General features: G+C 61.6%; 21 protein-coding genes. 8 read left to right on the forward strand and 13 right to left on the reverse strand.

All coding sequences use genetic code 11. The features are described from left to right. The first annotated feature begins 205 nt into the window (after positions 1-205). A complete protein-coding gene (locus tag ACLEJQ_RS23320) occupies positions 206-637 on the forward strand; it encodes an OsmC family protein (RefSeq protein WP_440798874.1) in 432 nt (143 codons plus the stop codon). 131 nt (positions 638-768) lie between these two features. Further along, entirely contained in the window at positions 769-1002 is a 234-nt protein-coding gene (locus ACLEJQ_RS23325; RefSeq protein ID WP_440798876.1) for a DUF1161 domain-containing protein, read from the forward strand. A 6-nt stretch (positions 1003-1008) separates the two neighbouring features. Here ACLEJQ_RS23325 and ACLEJQ_RS23330 read toward each other — a convergent pair whose 3' ends face one another. Both ACLEJQ_RS23330 and ACLEJQ_RS23335 read right to left on the reverse strand, forming a co-directional pair. Continuing rightward, entirely contained in the window at positions 1009-1434 is a 426-nt protein-coding gene (locus tag ACLEJQ_RS23330) for a PA0061/PA0062 family lipoprotein (RefSeq protein ID WP_440798878.1), read from the reverse strand. A 42-nt stretch (positions 1435-1476) separates the two neighbouring features. Beyond that, the gene (locus tag ACLEJQ_RS23335; protein ID WP_440798880.1) at positions 1477-1890 is read right to left on the reverse strand and encodes a PA0061/PA0062 family lipoprotein; all 414 of its coding nucleotides are present in this window, start codon (positions 1888-1890) and stop codon (positions 1477-1479) included. A 60-nt stretch (positions 1891-1950) separates the two neighbouring features. On the opposite strand from ACLEJQ_RS23335, the gene ACLEJQ_RS23340 reads away from it, so the two are divergent. Further along, positions 1951-3042: an aminopeptidase gene (locus tag ACLEJQ_RS23340; RefSeq protein ID WP_440798882.1), complete on the forward strand. Its 1092-nt coding sequence runs from the start codon at positions 1951-1953 to the stop codon at positions 3040-3042. A 338-nt stretch (positions 3043-3380) separates the two neighbouring features. On the opposite strand, the gene ACLEJQ_RS23345 is transcribed toward ACLEJQ_RS23340, so the two are convergent. The 3 genes from ACLEJQ_RS23345 to ACLEJQ_RS23355 all read right to left on the reverse strand — a co-directional run bounded on the left by ACLEJQ_RS23345 (position 3381) and on the right by ACLEJQ_RS23355 (position 5188). Beyond that, positions 3381-3656: an HU family DNA-binding protein gene (locus tag ACLEJQ_RS23345; protein ID WP_440798884.1), complete on the reverse strand. Its 276-nt coding sequence runs from the start codon at positions 3654-3656 to the stop codon at positions 3381-3383. A gap of 192 nt (positions 3657-3848) precedes the next feature. Further along, positions 3849-4997: an NAD(P)/FAD-dependent oxidoreductase gene (locus ACLEJQ_RS23350; protein WP_440798886.1), complete on the reverse strand. Its 1149-nt coding sequence runs from the start codon at positions 4995-4997 to the stop codon at positions 3849-3851. Positions 4998-5020: 23 nt separating this feature from the next. Further along, positions 5021-5188: a rubredoxin gene (locus tag ACLEJQ_RS23355; RefSeq protein ID WP_440798888.1), complete on the reverse strand. Its 168-nt coding sequence runs from the start codon at positions 5186-5188 to the stop codon at positions 5021-5023. Positions 5189-5384: 196 nt separating this feature from the next. On the opposite strand from ACLEJQ_RS23355, the gene ACLEJQ_RS23360 reads away from it, so the two are divergent. Together ACLEJQ_RS23360 and ubiA are read left to right on the forward strand one after the other, a co-directional pair. After that, positions 5385-5948, forward strand: coding sequence for a chorismate--pyruvate lyase family protein (locus ACLEJQ_RS23360; protein WP_440798890.1), 564 nt, complete (start codon positions 5385-5387; stop codon positions 5946-5948). Continuing rightward, positions 5948-6838, forward strand: coding sequence for a 4-hydroxybenzoate octaprenyltransferase (gene ubiA, locus ACLEJQ_RS23365; protein WP_440798892.1), 891 nt, complete (start codon positions 5948-5950; stop codon positions 6836-6838). Before ACLEJQ_RS23360 ends, ubiA begins: the two co-directional genes overlap by 1 nt. A gap of 120 nt (positions 6839-6958) precedes the next feature. Here the strand turns inward: ubiA and ACLEJQ_RS23370 are convergent, their stop codons facing one another. Beyond that, positions 6959-7342: a COG4315 family predicted lipoprotein gene (locus tag ACLEJQ_RS23370; RefSeq protein ID WP_440798894.1), complete on the reverse strand. Its 384-nt coding sequence runs from the start codon at positions 7340-7342 to the stop codon at positions 6959-6961. Between the two features lie 151 nt (positions 7343-7493). Between ACLEJQ_RS23370 and phoB the strand changes: the two genes are divergently transcribed. From phoB to ACLEJQ_RS23385, 3 genes are all read left to right on the forward strand, one after another. Continuing rightward, positions 7494-8183 carry a phosphate regulon transcriptional regulator PhoB gene (gene phoB / locus ACLEJQ_RS23375; protein WP_003177195.1) on the forward strand — a complete coding sequence of 230 codons (690 nt, stop codon included), beginning with the start codon at positions 7494-7496 and terminating at the stop codon, positions 8181-8183. 80 nt (positions 8184-8263) lie between these two features. Further along, positions 8264-9550: a phosphate regulon sensor histidine kinase PhoR gene (gene phoR, locus ACLEJQ_RS23380; protein ID WP_440798950.1), complete on the forward strand. Its 1287-nt coding sequence runs from the start codon at positions 8264-8266 to the stop codon at positions 9548-9550. Positions 9551-9673: 123 nt separating this feature from the next. After that, a complete protein-coding gene (locus tag ACLEJQ_RS23385) occupies positions 9674-11014 on the forward strand; it encodes a hemolysin family protein (protein WP_440798896.1) in 1341 nt (446 codons plus the stop codon). A 211-nt stretch (positions 11015-11225) separates the two neighbouring features. Here the strand turns inward: ACLEJQ_RS23385 and ACLEJQ_RS23390 are convergent, their stop codons facing one another. From ACLEJQ_RS23390 to ACLEJQ_RS23420, 7 genes are all read right to left on the reverse strand, one after another. Continuing rightward, complete coding sequence (locus ACLEJQ_RS23390) at positions 11226-12122, reverse strand: peptidoglycan DD-metalloendopeptidase family protein (protein ID WP_440798898.1); 897 nt, start codon at positions 12120-12122, stop codon at positions 11226-11228. A gap of 216 nt (positions 12123-12338) precedes the next feature. Continuing rightward, the gene (locus ACLEJQ_RS23395) at positions 12339-13271 is read right to left on the reverse strand and encodes a response regulator (RefSeq protein WP_440798900.1); all 933 of its coding nucleotides are present in this window, start codon (positions 13269-13271) and stop codon (positions 12339-12341) included. A gap of 167 nt (positions 13272-13438) precedes the next feature. Beyond that, the gene (phoU, locus tag ACLEJQ_RS23400) at positions 13439-14200 is read right to left on the reverse strand and encodes a phosphate signaling complex protein PhoU (RefSeq protein ID WP_440798903.1); all 762 of its coding nucleotides are present in this window, start codon (positions 14198-14200) and stop codon (positions 13439-13441) included. A 112-nt stretch (positions 14201-14312) separates the two neighbouring features. Continuing rightward, positions 14313-15146 carry a phosphate ABC transporter ATP-binding protein PstB gene (gene pstB, locus ACLEJQ_RS23405; RefSeq protein WP_440798905.1) on the reverse strand — a complete coding sequence of 278 codons (834 nt, stop codon included), beginning with the start codon at positions 15144-15146 and terminating at the stop codon, positions 14313-14315. A 93-nt stretch (positions 15147-15239) separates the two neighbouring features. Further along, the gene (gene pstA, locus ACLEJQ_RS23410) at positions 15240-16910 is read right to left on the reverse strand and encodes a phosphate ABC transporter permease PstA (RefSeq protein ID WP_440798907.1); all 1671 of its coding nucleotides are present in this window, start codon (positions 16908-16910) and stop codon (positions 15240-15242) included. Positions 16911-16925: 15 nt separating this feature from the next. Beyond that, positions 16926-18959 (reverse strand): ABC transporter permease subunit, encoded by a 2034-nt coding sequence (locus ACLEJQ_RS23415; RefSeq protein ID WP_440798952.1) that lies wholly within the window; start codon positions 18957-18959, stop codon positions 16926-16928. Positions 18960-19366: 407 nt separating this feature from the next. Further along, complete coding sequence (locus tag ACLEJQ_RS23420) at positions 19367-20365, reverse strand: phosphate ABC transporter substrate-binding protein PstS (RefSeq protein WP_440798909.1); 999 nt, start codon at positions 20363-20365, stop codon at positions 19367-19369. Positions 20366-20385 lie beyond the last annotated feature (20 nt).

Below are 20385 nucleotides of genomic sequence, written 5' to 3' on the forward strand. Positions count from 1 at the left end.
CTACGGGCGAAAGCCTGCCGTTTTCTATAGGTGTGTTCCATGCAATGTGGGCATATACCCGAGTTTCAATAGCGGCAACGAATTTTCCTACTAAATTAGTCGACTAATCGACCGGGTGAACTTTATCAGTCCGTCTATCCTCACAATCCTGGCAATCAAAAAACACCGGGCGCGAACCCTCGCGCCGGATCCTGAGGAGGCAGACATGGCTATCATCAAGAAAGCATCGGCACACTGGGAAGGCGATCTGAAGACCGGAATCGGCTCCATTTCCACGGAAACAGGCGTCCTGCGCGAAGCGCCCTACGGTTTCAAGGCACGCTTTGAAGGCGGCCGGGGCACCAACCCCGAAGAGCTGATCGGCGCGGCCCACGCGGGCTGTTTCTCCATGGCATTTTCCATGATCCTGGGCGATGCCGGGCTCAAGGCCGAGCGCATCGACACCAACGCCGAAGTGACCCTCGACCAGGTTGATGGCGGGTTCGCAATTACGGCGGTGAAACTGATCCTGAAGGCGAAGATCCCCGGCGCCAGCCAGCAGCAGTTCGAAGAACTGAGCAAAAAGGCCAAGGAGGGTTGCCCGGTTTCCAAAGTGTTGAATGCCAACATCACCCTGGAAGCGACGCTGGAGGGTTGAGGCACTGAAAGGATCGTAGTCTCTTGGAGGCCGCGATCCTTACACCTGTTATCACGGCGCAGATCTATGGTCGAATGAGGGCCAGCAGTTTCAGCGCACAGGCAGTGCGCGCTGCACTGAGGACGTCGAGCATGAAACGATTTGCCCTGTTGGTCGGCAGTTGCGCTTTGGCTACATCAGCCCTGGCGGCACCTAAACCGTGCGAAGAACTCAAGGCAGAGATCGAAGCCAAGATCCAGGCTCAGAATGTGGCTTCCTACACGCTGGAAATAGTCACCAACAACGAAGTCAAAGACCAGAACATGGTGGTGGGCTCTTGCGAAAACGGCACGAAAAAAATCGTCTACCAGAGGAACGACAACTAGACGCTCCTAGGGAATGCAGCGCACTTGTCGATCCTCGGCGACGATTTCCCGCTTGGCGTCATAGAGCCGGGCGCTAGGGGCGAACGCCAGGTTGCGCGCCTCCAGGCGATAACGCTGGCCGGCTTCGAAATGATCGTATCGCACGCTCAGGTAGCACAAACGCTCCTGCGGCTCGGTCAGCACTCCGAAACCGCCACCGCCAAACACTTCGAAGTCGAAGCGCACTTCCAGTTCATGGCTACCCGGCGAGACCTGGAAAAAGCGTCCGTCCCGCAGGCGCTGACCGTCCAGTTTTTCCGCCATCAGCACCTTGCCACCCGGCGTAGGCGTCGCAAAATCGACCCAGGCCATGGCCGGATCGACCGAGGGCAACGGGCTCGTTGCGCATCCGCCCATCGCGATGGCGGCCATTGTCAGCAAGTAAAGGCGCATGGAGTGCATCCCTGGATAATCAGCGGCTGAGCATAGCGCCGATCAGCTTTGCTGACAGCCCGCCGGCGTGCCTTGCCCCACGACATTGCGCTGTTGGTCGTACAGCTTGGCCCATGGCCGGAAGCCGATACTGCCCGCATGCAACTGGTAACGCTGGCCGGCGTTGAAATCCTTGAATTTCACGTTCAAGCGACAATCACGCCACAGCGGTTCGGCGTCCGGACCGATGTTGCCCGGTTCCACAGCGAATTGATAACGCACCGTCAGCTCATGGCTGCCGGGTTGTACCTCGAAATAACGACGGTCGAGCGACGTCTTGTCATCGACCTTGAGCGCTTGCAACGCAGTGTCCTGGTGGCTTCCAAGGTCAATCCACGCCTGGGAAGGATCGGGGTCAGGCAAACCGGCGCAACCGGTCAGCAGCAACAGGCCACTCGTCAGCATCAACACGCGCATAGCGAAGCTCCGGGCAGGCGGGATAGTCTTGTGGGCAGACTTTTTCCCAGGTAATTGCAATTGATCAGGCCGCATTCAAGCCATCGGTTACTCGACCGTGTTTTCCGGTTTTTGTTTCCAGGCCTCTTGCTTTTGTTACTCAACGGTTGTGCCAGTGTCGGTTACTACGGCCAGCTCGTCGGCGGGCAGTTGCGGTTGCTGCAGGCACGAGAACCCATCGACCAAGTGATTGCCGACCCCACTCGCGATCCGCAGCTTCGCGAGCACCTGGCCCAAGCCCGCGAGGCACGAGCGTTCGCCAGCGCCCGGTTGCACCTGCCGGAGAACAAGAGCTATCGCCTGTACGCGGACATCGGTCGTCCGTTCGTGGTCTGGAATGTCTTCGCCACGCCTGAATTCTCGCTGACACCGCAAAACCATTGTTTCCCGATTGCCGGCTGCGTCGCATATCGCGGCTACTACAGCCAGGGCGCGGCCCGTGGCGAGGCGGCATTGCAGCGTTTGCAAGGCATGGACGTGGCGATCGGCGGGGTCGAGGCTTATTCGACGCTCGGCTGGTTCAACGACCCGATCCTGAGTTCAATGATGCATTGGGGCGACGAGCGCCTGGCAACGCTGATTTTTCATGAACTGGCGCACCAGCGCGTTTATGTAAAGGACGACACTCAGTTCAATGAGTCCTTCGCCACCTTCGTCGAACAGGAAGGCACCCGGCAATGGCGCGCCAGTCGTGGGTTGGGGCCGGATACCGGCAAGCGCATGCAGCAGCGCGAACAGTTTATCCAACGGGTTCTCGACACGCGCCAGCGGCTGGAACAGCTGTACGCCCAACCATTGCCGGCCGAGCAGATGCGCCAGCGAAAGGCCGAGGAGTTCCAGCGCCTGCGGGCCGACTATGAACACCTGCGCGATAGCCAATGGGCGGGCGATAAATACTTCGACGCCTGGGTTTATGCGCCATTGAACAACGCGCGGCTATTGCCGTTCGGGCTGTATAGCCAGTGGGTGCCGGCGTTTGCGGCGCTGTATCGGCGTGAGGGCGGTGATTGGGTGGCGTTCTATGAGGCGGTGGAAAAGCTTGGGAAGTTGTCGGCTGCTGAACGCAGAGCGGCGTTGGAGGCATTGGCAGGACCGAAAGATCCCACCGATTGACTGCAATGCCGTTCACTTAAGATTTATCACTTGTCGTGGCGAGGGAGCTTGCTCCCGCTGGGCTGCATAGCAGCCCCAGAAGCTTGGGACCGCTGCGCGCTCCAGCGGGAGCAAGCTACCTCGCCACGGGGCGGTGATGTCTTGAAGTGAACAGTATTGCACCGATACCGATTGACCGGGCTTTATCGCGAGCAGGCTCGCTCCCACATGGGAGCGGGATAGCACCGGGAGAATAGGTCCGCTGTCAGGCCGCCTCGCGAGCATGCAAAAAAGGCACCCGAGCCAATCGGCGTGCCCTTTCTGTTGCCATTGCAGCCTGGTCCCGACGAACTCAGTGCTTACGGGTTCACCTGATCCTTCAGATTCTTGCCCGGCTTGAAGGCAACGGTGTTGCTGGCCTTGATTTTCACCGGCTCACCGGTCTGCGGGTTCTTACCGGTGCGGGCGCCACGGTGGCGTTGCAGGAAAGTGCCGAAGCCGACCAGGGTGACGCTGTCCTTGCGATGCAGGGCGCCGGTGATTTCTTCGAGAACGGCGTTGAGGACGCGGTTGGCTTGTTCTTTGGTGAGGTCTGCCTTTTCCGCGATGGCGGCGGCGAGTTCTGGTTTACGCATGAATGAAGCCCCTTTTGACGGTTTTTTTGTTGTTATGTCTGGACGGCTCTCATGGGAACCGCCCCTAAGGCGCCGCAGGCTCTACTCTGCGGCAGACGGGAGTGAGGATGGCACGGGGCCGAAAACGGCGCCAGTGTCGGGGCGACCTTTCTGGGACCAAAAGTAGGGTTTTTGCGACAGAACGACCAGTATTTACGCCAGCAGGGCCGGAAGCTCCTTGTTCAGGGCCAGTTTTTCCATCACGGCCGCCCCCGTCAGGGCATAGCCCAGCAGGTTGCCTCGGGCGTCGCGGCACAAGGCTTTGATGTCGGCGCCCTGCCCTTCGACGCTCCACACACCTTCGCTGCCCCTGGGCGGCGGCGAGACCACCAGCGGGCAGACTGGGGTTTTCACGGTAATCGGCATGGCGCCATAGCTGACGGTCGTGGGGTTGCCGGCCAGCGTCTGGGCCAGGGCACGGGCGCAGCTCATCAGCGGCATGACATACAGCAGATTCAGACCGTCGACCTCGGCGCAGTCGCCCAGCGCGTAGATATTGGCGTGGGAAGTTTTCAGGTGACGGTCGACCACCACGCCACGATTGACCACCAGACCGGCAGCCGCTGCCAGATCGATCCGCGGGCGCAGGCCGATGGCCGAGACCACCAGATCGCAGGCAATGACCTGACCGTCGGACAGGTGCGCCTCCAGCCCGTCGGCCACCCGCTGCAGCCGGTTGAGCACCGGGCCCAGATGGAAACGCGCACCGAGGCTTTCCAGGCCGGCCTGCACCGCTGCGGCGGCGGCCGGGTGCAGCAGCGTCGGCATCACCTGCTCACAAGGCGCCACCAGTTGCACTTCGTAGCCACCCAGGATCAAGTCATTGGCGAATTCGCAGCCGATCAGGCCGGCACCGAGCAGCAGCACCCGACGCTTGCCGGCGGCGGCAGCGCGAAAACGCGCGTAGTCTTCCAGGTCATTGATGGGAAAGATCAGGTCGCCAGCGTCGCCCTGCACCGGCACTCGCACGGTTTCCGCGCCCCAGGCCAGGATCAGGTCGCGGTAGCTTACCGCCTCTTCGCCGATCCACAGGCGTTTGTGCCCCGGGTCGATGCCGCTGATGCGCGTATGGGTGCGCACCTCGGCCCTCAGCTGTTCGGCCATGGCCCCAGGTTCGGCCATGCTCAGGCCGTCGGCATCCTTGTTCTTACCGAAACCGGTGGAGAGCATCGGCTTGGAATAGGAGCGCCCATCGTCCGCAGTGATCAGCAGCAGCGGGGTTTCGCTGTCGAGTTTGCGAAATTCCCGGGCCAGGTTGTACCCGGCTAGCCCCGTACCGACGATGACGACAGGTGCGCTCATACTGTTCTCCCTTTGAGAAACAATCAGTCGATTTCGATCATTTCGAAATCCATCTTACCCACGCCGCAGTCCGGGCAAAGCCAGTCTGCCGGGACGTCTTGCCAGCGGGTGCCGGCGGCGATGCCATCATCCGGCCAACCATCGGCTTCGTTGTAGATCAGGCCGCAGACGACACATTGCCACTTCTTCATTCAGATACTTCCTCAGGTGTCAGGCGTTTGCCGGCATGGTTGGGTCGATATGAAGCTGCCCTTCCGGCTCAGGGCGTTTTGTACTGATCGTTCGCGACAGATGCAAGCATGATCGGAACGACGCGGGCTGAATCGGGCAAAACCTTCGACCGACATGGTAAGCTCGCCGCCTCATTTGCTGCCATTCAAGACCTCTGTGCCGCATACAAATTCGCTTTTTCCTACACTTCAATGGCGGCCCCGGCACCTGCTGGCACCGCGTCCCGATGCCGGGGTACTCGATTGGCTGTTCGACGAAGGCTCCCTGACGCGGCGCCTGACCGCTCTATCGCTCGACCACTTCAGCGTGACGCCGCTGTTCGAAGGTTGGCAGCCGTTGCGCAGCGATGAATGCACCGCCCTGGACCTGCCGGAAGGCAGCGAAGGCTGGGTCCGCGAAGTGTACCTGCGCGGTCATGGCGAGCCGTGGGTATTCGCCCGCAGTGTAGCGGCGCGTAGCGCGTTGCAGGGCGACGGGTTGCAGATGGATGAACTGGGCAGCCGCTCCCTGGGGGAGCTGCTGTTTTGCGATCAGGCGTTCCAGCGCGGCGACATCGAGGTTTGCCACTATCCCGAGCCGTGGCTGCCGCTCGAGGTACGCGCCCCTGAACTCTGGGGCCGCCGTTCGCGCTTCGATCGCGGCGCGTTGAGCGTGCTGGTGGCGGAAATTTTCCTGCCACGCCTGTGGAACGTCGCCCGCGCCTATTCGGAGGCTGACTGATGTACTTGCAACTGCTCAAATCCCTGAACCGCCTGAACCCCCGGGCCTGGGACTTCGTGCAACTGACCCGCATGGACAAGCCCATCGGCATTTACCTGCTGCTGTGGCCGACGCTCTGGGCCCTGTGGATTGCCGGCAACGGTTCACCCTCCCTCGCCAACATCGTGATCTTCGTCCTCGGCGTGGTGCTGACCCGAGCCGGTGGCTGCGTGATCAATGACTGGGCCGACCGCAAGGTGGACGGCCACGTCAAGCGCACCGAGCAACGCCCGCTGGTGAGCGGCAAGATCAGCTCGAAAGAAGCGCTGGTGTTCTTCGCCCTGCTGATGAGCGTCAGTTTCCTGCTGGTGCTGTGCACCAATGCGCCGACCATCCTGTTGTCTCTCGGCGGGCTGGCGCTGGCCTGTACCTACCCGTTCATGAAGCGCTACACCTATTACCCGCAAGTGGTGCTGGGCGCGGCATTCTCCTGGGGCATGCCGATGGCGTTCACTGCTGAAACCGGTCATTTGCCGGCGGCGGCGTGGCTGCTGTACATCGCCAACTTGCTGTGGACGGTGGGCTACGACACGTACTACGCGATGACCGACCGTGACGATGACTTGCGGATCGGTGTGAAGTCCACGGCGATCCTGTTCGGCGATGCCGACCGGGTAATCATCCTGACCCTGCAAGGCCTGGCCCTGTGTTGCCTGCTGCTGGCCGGCTCACAGTTCAAGCTCGGTGGCTGGTTCCACCTGGGCCTGGTGGCCGCTGCCGCGTGCTTTGCTTGGGAGTTCTGGTACACCCGCGGCAAGGACCGGATGCGCTGCTTCCAGGCGTTCTTGCACAACCACTGGGCTGGGTTGGCGATTTTCGTGGGGATTGTGCTGGATTATGCGTTGCGCTGAGGCGCAGATTGAACCGTGGCGAGGGAGCTTGCTCCCGCTGGAGTGCGAAGCGCTCCCAAAAAGAGGGGGCCGCTTCGCAGCCCAGCGGGAGCAAGCTCCCTCGCCACAAACAGCGTTTTGTCAGTCAGGCTTGGCAACCTTCCAGGCGCCGTCCATTTTGCCGTCTCCGGTCATATCCCCGGCCTTCTTGTCCATGACGAAGGTGTACAGCGGCTTGCCATCGTAGGCCCACTGCTTCTTGCCATCGTCACGGGTGATCACGGTCCATTCGCCCATGGACTTGGCATCGCTGTCAGCCATAAGCGGCGGCCAATTGGCCGCGCATTTGTCGTTGCAGGCCGACTTGCCGGCCGCGTCCTTGGCAAACGTGTACAACGTCATGCCTTTGTGATCCGTCAACATCCCGTCTTTTTCCATCGCCGGCTCAGCCGCGAACGCCATGGCCGGCAGTGCCAGGGCAGCCATCAACGCCAGGGCCTTGGTGGTTTGGGTGAAGTAAGTCATGGAAACCTTCTTTTGTGGTTGTCAGGATTCGGACTCAAAGCTTAGTCCAGGATCCCCCACGCTGCCGGCCGATGAAATTACTGTCACACGACTGCAATAATTCCGTTATCTAATGCGGCGCAAGACAGTTAAATGACAAGAGGATTACCCCATGGTTGGCAGGAGCATTCTGATCGTCGACGACGAGGCGCCCATCCGCGAGATGATTGCCGTTGCGTTGGAGATGGCCGGCTATGACTGCATGGAAGCAGAGAACTCCCAACAGGCTCACGCCATCATCGTCGACCGCAAGCCCGACCTGATCCTGCTGGACTGGATGCTACCCGGTACGTCCGGCATCGAACTGGCGCGGCGTCTCAAGCGTGACGAGCTGACCGGTGACATCCCAATCATCATGCTCACCGCCAAGGGCGAAGAGGACAACAAGATCCAGGGCCTGGAAGTCGGTGCCGACGATTACATCACCAAGCCGTTCTCTCCTCGGGAGCTGGTGGCGCGCCTGAAGGCCGTGCTGCGCCGCGCCGGGCCGACCGATGGCGAAGCGCCGATCGAAGTCGGCGGCCTGCTGCTGGACCCCATCAGCCATCGCGTGACCATCGACGGCAAACCCGCCGAGATGGGCCCGACCGAATACCGCCTGCTGCAATTTTTCATGACTCACCAGGAACGCGCCTACACCCGCGGCCAACTGCTGGACCAGGTCTGGGGCGGCAACGTGTATGTCGAAGAACGCACCGTGGACGTACACATCCGCCGCCTGCGCAAGGCCCTCGGCGATGCCTATGAGAATCTGGTACAAACCGTGCGCGGCACCGGCTATCGTTTCTCCACCAAGGCCTGATCCGAGCCCTTACCGCCCGACAAGCTGACAAGGACGCGCGTCACGTGAACCAAAACTGGCATGGCACCCTGATTCGCCACATGTTGTTGCTGGTGACCGGCTGTTTGCTGATCGGCCTGATCAGTGGTTATTACGGCTGGAGCCTGGCCGCGGGGCTGGGGCTCTACCTGGCCTGGACCCTCAAGCAGTTGCTGCGCCTGCATGAATGGCTGCGCCTGCATCAACCCGACGAAGCCCCGCCCGACGGCTACGGCCTGTGGGGCGACGTGTTCGACAGCATCTATCACCTGCAACGCCGCGACCAGCGCGTTCGCGGGCGCCTGCAAGCGGTGATCGACCGGGTCCAGGAATCCACCGCCGCGCTGAAAGACGCCGTGATTATGCTCGACAGCGATGGCAACCTGGAATGGTGGAACCGTGCCGCCGAAACCCTGCTCGGGCTCAAGACGCCCCAGGACAGCGGCCAGCCGGTGACCAACCTGGTGCGTCATCCGCGCTTCAAGGAATATTTCGAGCAGGACAGCTACGCCGAGCCGCTGGAAATTCCTTCGCCCACCAATGATCGGCTGCGAATCCAGCTGTACATCACCCGCTACGGCAACAACGAGCACTTGATGCTGGTGCGGGATGTGACTCGCATCCATCAGTTGGAACAGATGCGCAAGGACTTCATCGCCAACGTGTCCCACGAATTGCGCACACCGCTGACGGTGATCTGCGGTTACCTGGAGACCCTGCTCGACAACGTCGAGGAAGTGAACCCACGCTGGAGCCGGGCCTTGCAGCAGATGCACCAGCAAAGCGGGCGCATGCAGACGCTGCTCAACGATTTGCTGCTGCTGGCAAAGCTGGAAGCCACCGATTACCCATCGGACAATCAGCCGGTGCTCATCGACGATCTGTTGCAGATCATCCGCGAAGACGCCCAGGAACTGTCCGGCACCAAGCAACAGACCATCACCCTGGAAGCCGACCCGGCGGTGCAGCTCAAAGGCAGCGAGGCGGAACTGCGCAGCGCGTTTTCCAACCTGGTGTTCAACGCGGTCAAATACACGCCAGAGCAAGGCCGGATCCACGTGCGCTGGTGGGGTGACGAGCAAGGCGCGCACCTGAGCGTGCGCGATTCAGGCATCGGCATCGATGCCAAACACTTGCCGCGCCTGACCGAACGCTTCTACCGCGTCGATTCCAGCCGCAACTCCAACACCGGCGGCACCGGGCTGGGCCTTGCGATCGTCAAGCATGTGCTGCTGCGGCATCGCGGGCGCATGGAGATCAGCAGCGTGCCCGGCCACGGCAGCACGTTCACCTGCCATTTCGCCCCGGCCCAAGTGGTTCGCGCCCGTCTTGCCAGCTCCGCCGATTGATACCGACCGGCATTCACCTCTAGGCAACTGCGGAGTCAGCCGCTACATTGGCTGACTTGCGCCTGCCTTTTCAGGTGCTCATTTTCTAACCTTACGACTCTACGGAACCCGCAAAACCCCATCATGGACCCTTCCCCTGGCTTGTCCCTCGTTTCACTCTTCGCCGAATTCGGCATGATTCTTTTCGCTTTTCTCCTGGTTCTGCTCAACGGTTTCTTCGTTGCGGCCGAATTTGCCATGGTCAAGCTGCGCTCGACCCGGGTCGAGACCATCGCCGAGCAGAACGGCTGGCGCGGACACATCCTGCGTACCGTCCACAGCCAGCTCGACGCTTACCTGTCCGCCTGCCAGCTGGGTATCACCCTGGCCTCCCTCGGCCTGGGCTGGGTCGGCGAGCCCGCCTTTGCGCACATTCTCGAACCGTTGCTGGGCGCGGTGGGCGTGCAGTCGCCGGAGGTGATCAAGGCGGTTTCGTTCTTCACGGCGTTCTTCATCATTTCCTACCTGCACATCGTGGTCGGCGAGCTGGCGCCCAAATCCTGGGCGATCCGCAAACCCGAACTGTTGTCGCTATGGACGGCCGTGCCGCTGTACCTGTTCTACTGGACCATGTATCCGGCGATCTACCTGCTCAACGCCAGCGCCAATGCCATCCTGCGCATCGCCGGCCAAGGCGAGCCCGGCCCGCATCACGAGCATCATTACAGCCGGGAAGAACTCAAGCTGATCCTGCACTCCAGCCGGGGCCAGGACCCCAGCGACCAGGGCATGCGTGTGCTGGCCTCGGCCGTGGAGATGGGTGAGCTGGAAGTGGTGGACTGGGCCAACTCCCGGGAAGATCTGGTGACGCTGGAATTCAACGCGCCGCTCAAGGAAATCCTGGCGATGTTCCGTCGCCACAAATTCAGCCGTTATCCGGTGTACGACAGCGAGCGCCAGGAGTTCGTCGGCCTGTTGCACATCAAGGACCTGCTGCTGGAACTGGCGGCCCTGGACCACATCCCCGAGTCGTTCAACCTCGCCGAACTGACCCGTCCCTTGGAGCGCGTGTCCAGGCACATGCCGCTGTCACAGCTGCTGGAACAGTTCCGCAAGGGTGGCTCGCACTTCGCAGTGGTGGAGGAAGCCGATGGCAACATCATCGGCTACCTGACCATGGAAGATGTGCTGGAGGTGCTGGTGGGCGACATCCAGGATGAACACCGCAAGGCCGAACGCGGCATCCTGGCCTACCAGCCGGGCAAGCTGCTGGTGCGTGGCGACACGCCGTTGTTCAAGGTCGAGCGCTTGCTCGGCATCGACCTGGACCACGTCGAGGCCGAGACCCTGGCCGGGCTGGTCTACGAGACCCTCAAGCGCGTACCGGAAGAGGAAGAAGTGCTGGAAGTCGAAGGCCTGCGGATCATCATCAAGAAGATGAAAGGGCCGAAGATCATCCTGGCGAAGGTGTTGATGCTCGATTGAGTGGTTGACCGAGGGTCGGCGGCGCGGCCATCGCGAGCAGGCTCGCTCCCACAGGGGAACGCTTTTTCAGGCGGGAACACGCAGACCTGTGGCGAGGGAGCTTGCTCCCGCTGGGTCGCGAAGCGGCCCTAAAGCGACGACTGCTTCGCCCGAGGCGTCGGACCGACCGAGCGGGAGCAAGCTCCCTCGCCACAAGAGCCTCGCGATGGCATCACTGCTTGCCCACCGCAAAATTAGGCAACTCCCCCACCGGGCGATCGAACTGGTACGGAATCGACACCAACCCCAACCCGGTATTGCGCTGCACCACGAAATGCAGGTGCGGGCCGGAGCTGTTGCCGGTGTTGCCCGACAGCGCCAACGGCGTGCCCACGCCCACCCGCTGTCCTTCACGCACGCTTACTGAACCCTTCTGCAGATGCAGGTAGACGCCCATGGTCCCGTCGTCGTGCAGCACCCGTACGAAATTGCCTGACGGATCGTCGCCCCGACCGGTCTGCCGGTTTTCGGTCTTGATCACCACGCCGCCCCGCGCTGCGATGATCGGCGTGCCCTCGGGCATGGCAATGTCCATGGCATAGCGGTTCTTCGGTCCGTAGTGGCTGTATTGACCGTTCGCCCCCTGGCTCAGCCGGAACGGCCCACCGCGCCACGGCAGCGGGTAGCGATAGGCCTGCGCCGTACCGGCAGGGTCGCCCAGGGAATATTCGAACCGTGGGGTATACACCAGCGGCCTGCCGGGCTGGGTGGCCGTAAGCAGCGCCAGGCGCAGGTTGCTGCGTGCCGGCAGCACCCTGCGAATCGGCCGGCTCGGTGCCCCACTGACATTACGCAGGTCGACGAAACTCAGCTCTATTTCCACCGGCGCGTAAAGATCATTGCGCACATACACCGCGTCCGCGCCCTTCTGCTTCTTGATATCGAGAAACACCTGACGCTCCAGATGCTCGACCATGCGATCGCGAAAGACGAAGACCTGGGCGCCCTTGCTGGGACGGTCGCTATAGGAGACCACACCATGGGCATCGGTGGATTTGTAGATGGTCATGGCCATGGCCGAGGTGGAGGCCAAGACAAGACCGCAGGCGAACAACAAGGGCGCGAGCATGGGCAAAGGTTCTGTCGAAAAATGAAGGCCTGCACAGCAGCCTAGCAGCTGGGATGGACCAGCGTAGTCGACAGATGTTTCAAAAGTGAATCAGAACGCGATGTGGAATGTGACGGCCTCATCGCGAGCAGGCTCGCTCCCACACTGATCCCGTCGTAACGAAGACCCCTGTGGGAGCGAGCTTGCTCGCGATGACGGACCAGCAGGCGCCGCCGATCAAGCACCCGGCACGAAGTGCTTCTGGGCGGTGCCGCGGGCGATCAGGCGGGAGATGTAGTCGAGCTTCTGCGGGTCTTTGTCGACGAAGCGGAACGTCAGTTGCAACCATTCGCTGTCAGGCGTTTGCTCATGGGCGACGACAGCGTGCAGGTAGCCATTGAGACGCGCGGTTTCGGCGTTGTCGCCCTGCTCCATGTCCAGCACCGCGCTTTCGAGCACTTGTGGCAGGGCGTCGCTGCGCTTGACCACCAACAGCGCTTCCTTGAGGCTCAGGGCCTTGATCACGCAGGCCTGGGTTCCACTGGACAGGCGCAACTGGCCCTGGCCACGATTGCCCGTCGGCGTTGCAGCCGGGGCCTTGACAGGTGGGCTGTTGAGCAAGCCACCCGCCGGCGCGGCGGCCACCGCTGCGGGCCTGGCGACTGGATTCACAGCAGGTGCGGCAGCGGCGACCGGGGCTGCCTTGCCGCCGGTCAGGGCGCTGAGGGAGTCATTGCCGAACGCCGAATTCATCTTGGTCGGGGCGCTGTTCATCAAGGTGTCGAGCTTGCCAACCTTGTGCAGGGCCTGCTTGACCTTGGTCAGCAATTGCTCGTTGGTGAAGGGCTTGCTGACATAGCCGGAAACGCCGGCCTGGATCGCCTGGACCACGTTTTCCTTGTCGCCGCGACTGGTAACCATCACGAACGGCATGCCCTTGAGGTTATCCTGCTGGCGGCACCAGGTCAGCAGTTCAAGGCCGGACATTTCCGGCATTTCCCAGTCGCACAGCACCAGGTCGAACGCTTCGCGCGCCAGCAGTGCCTGGGCTTTCTTGCCGTTCACCGCATCTTCGATGCGCACGCCCGGGAAATAATTGCGCAGGCATTTCTTCACCAGGTCACGAATGAACGACGCATCGTCCACGACCAATACACTGACCTTACTCATCCAGATACACCTCTAAAAAATCCCGGCAAGCATACCGCTTTTACTGATGGCACATTGCCAAAAACCTTCAGTCACGCCGGGACTTCTCGTTCACGGGGTGCTGCATTCGGTTAAAAAAAACCCAAAAAAAAGCCCGACCAGAAGGCCGGGCGCTTTTCTTGGCAATCCTACTTATCGTCAGTTTCAACCGGAACATTAGGGGTTTCGGACGGGGTGCCCTCAACTTCTTCCTTCATTCGCTTCAGGCCCATGTGCCGTACGTCGGTGCCACGCACCAGGTAGATCACAAGTTCCGAGATGTTGCGTGCATGATCGCCGATACGCTCCAGCGAACGCAGCACCCAGATGATGCTCAACACCCGGGAGATGGAGCGCGGGTCTTCCATCATGTAGGTCGCCAGCTCGCGCAGGGCGGTCTTGTATTCGCGGTCGATGATCTTGTCGTACTGGGCCACGGAAAGTGCCAGGTCGGCATCGAACCGGGCAAAGGCGTCCAATGCGTCGCGGACCATGTTGCGTACCTGGTCGCCGATGTGACGGACCTCGACGTAACCACGCGGCGCCTCGCCTTCCTCGCACAACTGGATGGCACGACGAGCGATCTTGGTGGCTTCGTCGCCGATTCGCTCAAGGTCGATCACCGACTTGGAAATGCTGATGATCAGACGCAGGTCGGAAGCGGCCGGTTGACGACGGGCCAGGATCCGCAGGCACTCTTCATCGATGTTGCGCTCCATCTGGTTGATCTGGTCATCGATTTCGCGCACCTGCTGGGCCAGGCCGGAGTCGGCCTCGATCAGCGCGGTCACCGCGTCGTTGACCTGCTTTTCCACCAGCCCGCCCATGGCCAGCAGATGGCTGCGCACTTCCTCCAGCTCGGCGTTGAACTGTGCGGAAATGTGATGAGTAAGGCCTTCCTTCGAAATCATGGTTTTGCTCCGCAAAAGCTGTGAGCTGCAAGCTTCAAGCTGCAAGCTGATGTGTGTCGTTACGCTGAACTGCCTTTACTTGCCGCTAGAAGCTTGCGGCTCGCAGCTGCCGCTAGCCGTAGCGGCCGGTGATGTAGTCTTCGGTCTGCTTCTTCGCCGGATTGGTGAACAGGGTGTCGGTGTCGCCGAACTCCACCAGCTTGCCCATGTACATGAACGCGGTGTAGTCCGAAACCCGCGCCGCCTGTTGCATGTTATGGGTCACGATGACGATGGTGAACTTGGACTTGAGCTCGTAGATCAGCTCTTCGACTTTCAGCGTCGAGATCGGGTCCAGGGCCGAGCAGGGTTCGTCGAGCAGCAGCACTTCCGGCTCCACGGCGATGGTGCGGGCGATCACCAGACGTTGTTGTTGACCGCCGGACAGGCCCAGGGCCGAGTCATGCAGGCGGTCCTTGACCTCGTCCCACAGCGCCGCGCCCTTGAGCGCCCACTCCACGGCTTCGTCGAGAATGCGCTTCTTGTTGATGCCCTGGATGCGCAGGCCGTAGACCACGTTCTCGTAGATGGTCTTGGGGAACGGGTTGGGCTTCTGGAACACCATGCCGACGCGACGACGCAGCTCGGCCACGTCCTCGCCCTTGCGGTAGATGTTGTTGCCGTAGAGGTTGATCTCGCCTTCGACGCGGCAACCGTCCACCAAGTCGTTCATGCGGTTGAACGTGCGCAGCAACGTCGACTTGCCGCAACCCGACGGGCCGATGAACGCGGTGACGCGCTGCTTCGGGATGTTCAGGCTGACGTCGTACAGCGCCTGCTTCTGGCCGTAGAAAAGGCTCAGGCCCGGCACTTCGATGGCGACGGTTTCCTCGGCCAGGTTCAGGCTCTGCTTGTCGCGACCCAGGGCCGACATGTTGATGCCGTGTGTATGTGCTTCGTGTTGCATGGGCTCACTCCGTTCGTAGCTGCAAGCTTTGAGCTGCAAGCTGCAAGTTTGGGCAAAAGCGGCTTCTAGCTTGCCGCTTGTAGCTATTGGCTGTTAGCTATCCAACGCCTTGTACTTTTCCCGCAGATGGTTACGGATCCACACCGCCGAGAGGTTCAATATGGCAATCACCAGCACCAGCAACAGCGCCGTGGCGTAGACCAGTGGCCGCGCCGCCTCGACGTTCGGGCTCTGGAAGCCGACGTCATAGATATGGAAGCCCAGGTGCATGATCTTCTGGTCCAGGTGCACGTAGGGATAGTTGCCATCCAGCGGCAGCGACGGCGCCAGTTTCACCACGCCCACCAGCATCAGCGGGGCCACTTCACCGGCGGCGCGGGCCACGGCGAGGATCATGCCGGTCATCATCGCCGGGCTCGCCATCGGCAGGACGATTTTCCACAAGGTCTCGGCCTTGGTCGCACCCAGCGCCAGGGAACCTTCGCGTACGGTTCGCGGGATTCGCGCCAAACCCTCTTCCGTCGCCACGATCACCACCGGCACCGCCAGCAATGCCAGGGTCAACGACGCCCAGAGCAGGCCCGGCGTACCGAAGGTCGGTGCCGGCAGCGCTTCGGGGAAGAACAGCCGGTCCAGCGAGCCGCCCAGCACGTACACGAAGAAGCCCAGGCCGAACACGCCGTAGACAATCGCCGGGACACCCGCCAGGTTGTTGACCGCGATCCGGATGACTCGGGTCAAGGTGTTCTGCTTGGCGTATTCACGCAGGTAAACCGCCGCCAGCACGCCGAACGGCGTCACGATCATCGCCATGATCAGGGTCATCATCACCGTGCCGAAAATCGCCGGGAAGATACCGCCTTCGGTGTTGGCTTCACGTGGGTCGTCGCTGAGGAATTCCCAGACCTTGCTGAAATAGAAACCGAGCTTGGTAAAGGTGCCCATGGCGTTCGGCTGGTAGGCGTGCACCACCTTGCCGATGCCGATCTCCACTTCCTTGCCGTTGGCGTCGCGGGCGGTCAGGCTGTCGCGGTTGAACTGAGCGTGCAGCTCGGCCAGGCGCGCTTCAACCTCCTTGTAGCGAGCATTGAGTTCGGCGCGCTCGCTGTCCATGTCGGCTTGGGCGGCGGCATCGAGCTTGCCGTCCAGTTCCAGCTTGCGACCATGCAGACGCACGCGCTCCAGGCCGGCGTTGATCGAACCGATGTCGACTTTTTCCAGGGTCTTGAGCTCGGCAGCCAGCTGGTTGACGCGCTGTACGCGGGCCTGCAGTTCCGGCCAGGCGGCCTCGCCTTCGGCGATGACCTTGCCATCCTGCTTGACGTTGACCAGGTAGCCGTAGAAGTTGCCCCACTCACGACGCTCGATGGCCATCAGCTCCGGCGGCGTGGTCTGGTTGCTCAACCAGTCACCGACGATCCAGGTGAAGTCAGTGCCGTTGAGGTCACGGTTGCCGACCTTGACCAGTTCGCGGGTCATGAACTCAGGGCCTTCGTCCGGCACCGGCAGGCCGGCGCTTTTAAGACGTTCACGTGGCACTTCTTCCTTCTGCACCACTTCGCCCACCACCAAATGCGCGGGCATGCCCGGCACGTTGTAGTTGGCGTGGATCAGGTCCGCCGGCCAGAAGTGGCCCAGGCCGCGCACGGCGATTACCGCCAGCAGGCCAATGGTCATGATCACCGCGATGGACACCGCGCCACCGCTGATCCAGACGCCAGGGGCGCCGCTCTTGAACCATCCTTTCAGGGAGTTCTGTTTCACAGACTTCTACCTTTCTTAAAGCGACGAATATTTCTTGCGCAGACGCTGACGGATCAGCTCGGCGAGGGTGTTCATGACGAAGGTGAACAGCAACAGCACCAGCGCCGAGAGGAACAGCACGCGGTAGTGGCTGCCGCCGACTTCCGACTCGGGCATCTCCACCGCGACGTTGGCCGCCAGGGTGCGCAGGCCTTCGAACAGGTTCATTTCCATGACCGGCGTGTTGCCGGTGGCCATCAGCACGATCATGGTTTCGCCCACCGCACGGCCCATGCCGATCATCAGCGCCGAGAAAATACCCGGGCTGGCGGTGAGGATCACCACGCGGGTCATGGTCTGCCACGGCGTGGCACCGAGGGCCAGGGAGCCCAGGGTCAGGCCGCGGGGCACGCTGAACACGGCGTCTTCGGCGATGGAATAGATGTTCGGGATGACCGCGAAGCCCATCGCCAGGCCGACCACCAGGGCGTTGCGCTGGTCGTAGGTGATGCCCAGGTCATGGGAGATCCACATGCGCATGTCGCCGCCGAAGAACCAGGCTTCCATGTACGGGCTCATGTACAGCGAGAGCCAGCCGACGAACAGGATCACCGGGATCAGCAGCGCGCTTTCCCAACCATCCGGCACTTTCAGGCGTACGGATTCAGGCAAGCGGCTGAAGACGAAACCGGCCACCAGGATGCCGATCGGCAGCAACATCAGCAGGCTGAAGATGCCCGGCAAGTGACCTTCGACATACGGCGCCAGGAACAGGCCGGCGAAGAAGCCGAGGATCACCGTCGGCATCGCTTCCATCAGCTCGATCACCGGTTTGACCTTGCGGCGCATGCCCGGGGCCATGAAGTAGGCGGTGTAGATCGCGGCCGCAACTGCCAGCGGCGCCGCCAGCAACATCGCGTAGAACGCAGCCTTCAGCGTACCGAAAGTCAGCGGCGAAAGGCTCAGCTTGGGTTCGAAGTCGGTGTTGGCGGCGGTCGATTGCCAGACATATTTAGGCTCGTCATAGTTTTCGTACCAGACCTTGCTCCACAACGCGCTCCAGGAGACTTCCGGATGCGGGTTGTCCAGCAGCAGCGGTTGCAACTTGCCGCCCTGCTCGACGATCAGCCGGTTGGCCCGCGGCGACATGCCGAACACGCCCTGGCCATCGACCACCTGGTCCACCAGCAAGGTGCGGTGGGCAGTGCTGTGGAATACGCCGAGCTTACCGGCCGCATCGAGGGCGACGAAGCCTTTGCGGCGTTCTTCGGCGGTGATTTCCACGATCGGCGTGGTGCCCATCTGGAAGGTGCGGATCTGCTTCAGGCGCTGGTCGCCGTCAGGATCGCGGGCCATGAACCATTGGGACAGGCCACCCTTGGAGTCGCCGACGATCAGCGAAATACCGCCCACCAGTTGGGCCGCGGCGGTGACTTGGGCGTCGGCGTTTTCCAACAGCTTGTAACGGCCGTTGAGGCTCTTGTCGCGCAGGCTGAACACGTCGGCCTGGGCACGCCCGTTGACTACATACAGCCACTGTTGGCGCGGGTCGACGAAGATGTTCTTCACCGGCTCCGTCATCTGCGGCAGCTCGATGCGGGTCTGCTCGCTGGTGACCTCGCCGGTCATCATGTTTTCTTCGCTGGTCAGCGACAGGACGTGCAGTTGGGCACCGCTGGACCCGGCCAGCAGCAGGGTCGAATCGGTGGCGTTGAGGCTGACGTGCTCCAGCGGCGCGCCTTGCTCGTTCAGCGTGATCGGCGACTCGCCGTAGGGGTATTCAATGGCCGGCGTGATGGTCTTCTTGCCGTCCGGGTAGCTGACTTTGTAGGTGTGACGGAACACCAGCGCCTGGCCGTTGGACAGACCGATTGCCACCAGCGGGCTGCCGGGCTGGTCTTCGCCGATGGACACCACGTTGGTGCCGGCCGGGATCGGCAGGTCGACACGACGCAGTTCGGCACCGCTGTCGAGGTTGTAGAACAACGCCTGGCCTTTGTCGGAAACCCGCATGGCGACCTGGTTCTGCTCTTCGATGGCTACCATCAGGGGCTTGCCGGCGTCCTGCATCCAGGCCGGGGTGATCGAGTCCTTGCGGGTCAGCTCAGCGCCCTGGAACAGCGGAAGCACCACGTAGGCCAGGAAGAAAAAAATCAGGGTGATGGCCGCCAGGACGGCGAGGCCGCCCACCAGCACGTACCAGCGGGTCAGGCGATCCTTGAGCGCACGGATGCGGCGCTTGCGTTGCAGCTCAGGCGTATTGAAGTCAATGCGCTTGGGAGGGGAAGTCGTAGTCATTGGGGAATTGGCCAGATCATTCATGCGCACACCCTAGCGATCCTGTATGACAGAAAGATGACAATGCAGTGACGCAACAAATCCGCCGCCCGTGGAAACCGGCAGCGGACAGGAAATTAGTGTCTGTGGGAGTAACCTCACTCCCACAGAAAGCCCGGGCATTGGCCCGGGCTCAGGTGTTACTTCTTGGCGACGCTGTCGCCTTCGGACAGGCCCAGATCAGCCAGGGCCTTGGCGGCTACCTTGGCTGGCAGTGGGATGTAGCCGTCCTTGACCACGACTTCCTGGCCTTGCTTGGACAGGATCAGCTTCACGAACTCGGCTTCCAGCGGGGCCAGCGGCTTGTTCGGCGCCTTGTTGACATACACGTAGAGGAAACGCGACAGCGGGTACTTGCCGTTCAGTGCGTTTTCTTCGGTGTCTTCGATGAACTCGGAGCTGCCTTTCTTGGCCAGGGCCACGGTTTTCACGCTGGCGGTCTTGTAGCCGATGCCCGAGTAACCGACGCCGTTCAGCGAGGAGCTGATCGACTGCACGACCGAAGCCGAGCCTGGTTGTTCGTTGACGTTAGGCTTGTAGTCGCCTTTGCACAGGGCTTCTTCCTTGAAGTAGCCGTAGGTGCCGGATACCGAGTTACGACCGAACAGTTGCACCGGCTTGTTGGCCAGGTCGCCGGTCACACCCAGGTCGCCCCAGGTTTTCACATCGGCTTTACCACCGCACAGGCGAGTGGACGAGAAGATCGCATCGACCTGTTCCATGGTCAGGTGCTGGATCGGGTTGTCCTTGTGCACGAAGACGGCCAGGGCGTCCACGGCCACCGGGATAGCGGTTGGCTTGTAGCCGTACTTCTGCTCGAAGGCTTGCAGTTCGTTGTCCTTCATCTTGCGGCTCATCGGGCCCAGGTTGGCGGTGCCTTCGGTGAGGGCGGGCGGCGCGGTGGAGGAACCGGCGGCTTGAATCTGGATGTTTACGTTTGGGTATTCTTTCTTGTAGTTCTCGGCCCACAAGGTCATCAGGTTGGCCAGGGTATCGGAGCCGACGCTGGACAGGTTGCCCGATACACCAGTGGTCTTGGTGTAGCTCGGGATCGCAGGGTCAACAGCGGCAACCGCGTGGGCAGTCGCGACGCCAGCAGCGACAAACGTCATTGCCGCCATCAAACGCTTCAGTTTCATGCCTTACTCCTAGCAGATAG

This window comes from Pseudomonas sp. SMV71 (genome assembly GCF_052042015.1).
Lineage (GTDB): Bacteria > Pseudomonadota > Gammaproteobacteria > Pseudomonadales > Pseudomonadaceae > Aquipseudomonas.